General features: G+C 57.0%; 3 protein-coding genes. All 3 read left to right on the forward strand.

What is annotated here, in order from left to right:
* Positions 1–553: 553 nt before the first annotated feature.
* Complete coding sequence (gene remB, locus B5D52_RS16180; RefSeq protein WP_016148863.1) at positions 554–817, forward strand: extracellular matrix regulator RemB; 264 nt, start codon at positions 554–556, stop codon at positions 815–817.
* An 88-nt stretch (positions 818–905) separates the two neighbouring features.
* Positions 906–2,849 carry a DNA topoisomerase (ATP-hydrolyzing) subunit B gene (gene gyrB / locus B5D52_RS15795; RefSeq protein ID WP_016148862.1) on the forward strand — a complete coding sequence of 648 codons (1,944 nt, stop codon included), beginning with the start codon at positions 906–908 and terminating at the stop codon, positions 2,847–2,849.
* A 185-nt stretch (positions 2,850–3,034) separates the two neighbouring features.
* Positions 3,035–3,271: hypothetical protein (locus tag B5D52_RS16410; RefSeq protein WP_207651151.1), on the forward strand; the 237-nt coding region annotated here is incomplete at its 3' end.

Below are 3,271 nucleotides of genomic sequence, written 5' to 3' on the forward strand. Positions count from 1 at the left end.
GGGAAGGGGAATCCGTTCCGACGGGAACGGATTCCATGAGCGTCGCCCTGACTGTGGCAGCCGAAGCGGAGGCGTTGTACGAACGGCAGGGAAGGGGAAAACCAATCCGGCAGGTTGGTTTTCCATGAGCGCGCTTGGCGCGCAGGGGAATTGCGCTCGCTGCGGCGAGCGCTTTGAAACGAGAGTTTGGTTGATTCCGGCTCAGGCCGGAATCAAGAGGGGATTTCGCGCTCTGCGGAGCGCGACTCAGGGCGCTGCCCTGAGAACCCGCAAGCCTTTTGAAAAAGGCTTGAGCGAAAACTTCTGTAGGGGTGCGGTGCTTTTTGGGGGATTTGGTTACATTTCGTTTCCTCCTGCCGTTTTTGTCCCTTTTTCTTACGCCTTTTTCCTCCCTTATGACAAGATAAACATGGAAATTTTTTTATTTTTATGCTATAATAATCTTGTGACTTGTGTCATACTTCCAAACTTTTCTAACCCCATCACGGAGCAGCTCTCTTCGCGGCATCTGCTCCCGCTTTTTTTCTATCAATCATTGGGAGGACGCACGCTTATGTATGTCCATATCGGTCAGGATTATATGCTCCCCGTGCGCGATATCGTCTCGGTCTTCGATCTCGATACCGCTACCTGGTCGAAGCATACCCGCTCCCTCATCGCCAGACTCTCTGACGAGGGGCGCGTCGTGACCGCCTGCGAGGATCTGCCCAAGTCCGCTGTCCTGTGCGACGGCGCCCTTGGCGAGATCCTCTATATTTCCCAGCTCTCTCCCGCCGTCCTGGCTCGCCGCATCCAGAACGGTACGACCGGCCTCTAAACCCAAACTTGGGCTTGCTCCGATCTGCTTCGGCGAAAGCCTTTTTTTCTGCCGGTCTCTCCCGATCCACCCCGAAAGAGGAATGAATATGAGTATTAGTGAAGAAATGTTAGACCTCAAGGTCACCCAGACCTATGACGAAAGTCAGATCCAGGTGCTCGAGGGTCTCGAGGCCGTGCGCAAACGCCCCGGCATGTACATCGGTTCTACCTCCGAACGCGGTCTGCATCATCTGGTCTACGAGATCGTCGATAACTCCATCGATGAGGCACTCGCCGGGTACTGTACCCACATCGAAGTCACCATCGAACCCGATGACGTCATCCGCGTTGCGGACAATGGCCGCGGTATCCCTGTCGGCATCCATCCCCAGATGGGCATTCCCACCCTCGAAGTCGTCCTCACCGTCCTGCATGCGGGCGGTAAGTTCGGCGGCGACGGCTACAAGGTTTCCGGCGGTCTGCACGGTGTCGGTTCCTCGGTCGTAAACGCACTCTCCCTCTGGCTTGAAGCCGAGGTGCGCGACGGCCAGAACAAGCACATGATGCGCTTTGAACGCGGTCAGACCGTCCAGAAGATCCACTCGGTACCCTGCACCGAGGAGTGCGGTACGACCATCCGCTTTAAGGCCGATCCCGAGATCTTCGAGACCACAAATTACGATTACGAAGTCCTGCTCAAGCGTCTGCGCGAGGCTGCGTTCCTGAACGCTGGTATCCGCATCACCCTGCGCGACGAGCGCGACGGCGAAGTCCGCGAGGACGTCATGCACTACGACGGCGGTATCCGCCAGTTCGTCGCATACCTCAACGAGAGCAAGACTCCCATTCACCCCGACGTCATCTACATGGAGGGTTCCCGCGAAACCTCGATGGCTGAGGTCGCTATGCAGTACACCGACTCGTACAACGAGAGCATGATCTCCTTCGCCAACAACATCGAGACCACCGAGGGCGGTACCCATGAGACCGGCTTTAAGTCGGCGCTGACCAAGGTTTTAAACGACTACGGCAGAAAGTACAACCTCATCAAGGAAAACGACAAGAACCTCTCGGGCGACGACGTGCGCGAGGGTCTGACCGTTATCATCTCGGTCAAGCTCCAGGAAGCACAGTTCGAGGGTCAGACCAAGACCAAGCTGGGCAACAGCGACATGCGTACGCTGGTCGAGACCATGGTCGGCGAGCGCCTACCCATCTTCCTCGAGGAAAATCCCTCGGTTGCCCGCGTCATCATCGACAAGGCACAGACCGCGTCCCGCGCCCGTGAGGCTGCGCGCAAGGCGCGTGAGATGACCCGCCGCAAGTCGGCTCTGGAATCCAACTCGCTGCCCGGTAAGTTGGCCGACTGTCAGGAACGCGACCCCGCCCTCACCGAAATCTACATCGTCGAGGGTGATTCGGCAGGCGGCTCGGCAAAGGAAGGCCGTGACCGTCGTTATCAGGCCATCCTGCCGCTCTGGGGCAAGATGCTCAACGTCGAAAAGGCGCGCCTTGACCGCGTTTACGGCAACGATAAGCTCACCCCGATGATTACCGCCTTCGGCGCGGGCTTCGGTGAGGATTTCGATATCTCCAAGCTGCGTTACGGCAAGATCATCCTCATGGCCGATGCCGATGTCGACGGCTCCCATATCCGTACCCTGCTCCTGACCTTCTTCTTCCGCTTCATGCGTCCGCTCATCGAACAGGGTCACGTCTATATCGCTCAGCCCCCGCTCTTTAAGAACGAGAAGGGCAATAACAAGAACAAAATCGTACGCTATACCTACGATGAGGGCGAACAGCGCCGCGTCATCGCTGAAATGGGCGAGGGCGTCCGCGTACAGCGCTATAAGGGCCTTGGTGAGATGGACCCCGAACAGCTCTGGGAAACGACCATGAACCCCGAAAACCGTATCTTGCTCCAGGTTACGCTGGATGATGCGTCCATGGCCGATCAAACGTTTACTCTGCTCATGGGTGAGAAGGTTGAACCCAGACGTGAGTTTATCGAGAAGAACGCAAGATACGTCGAGAATTTGGATATCTAACGACTGGCAGCGCAGTTGCCTGAAATTAAAGCTTTCGCCAGCCTTTCTCGAAAGGCTGCGGGTTCTCAGGGCAGAGCCCTGAGGCGTGTCCCGCAGGACACGAAATTCCCTTTTGATTTTCCCGTTCCCCGCAAGGGAAAATCAACTTAACCTTCGTTCGTTTCTTTTGCGCACAAAGTGCGCTCATGGAAAACCAATCTACCGGATTGGTTTTCCCGCCCCTTACCCAAACTGCCGTCTTTCAAGCAGAGCGTGCGTACGAGCGGCAGGGTGGGGGAATCCGTTCCACGGGAACGGATTCCATGAGCGCGCCTGGCGCGCGGGGAGTCTTGCTCGCTGAGGCGAGCGCTTTAGATTATTTTTTGTTGATTCCGGCTCAGGCCGGAATCAATAGGGGATTCCGCCGTCTGCGGACGGCGGCC

Origin of the sequence: Butyricicoccus pullicaecorum DSM 23266 (genome assembly GCF_900167005.1) — a bacterium.
Classification (GTDB): Bacteria; Bacillota; Clostridia; order Oscillospirales; family Butyricicoccaceae; genus Butyricicoccus; species Butyricicoccus pullicaecorum.

Bases quoted from the DNA above. Each gene is read 5' to 3' on its own strand.
- remB (WP_016148863.1), top strand. From the start codon at position 554: ATGTATGTCCATATCGGTCAGGATTATATGCTCCCCGTGCGCGATATC.
- gyrB (WP_016148862.1), top strand. From the start codon at position 906: ATGAGTATTAGTGAAGAAATGTTAGACCTCAAGGTCACCCAGACCTAT.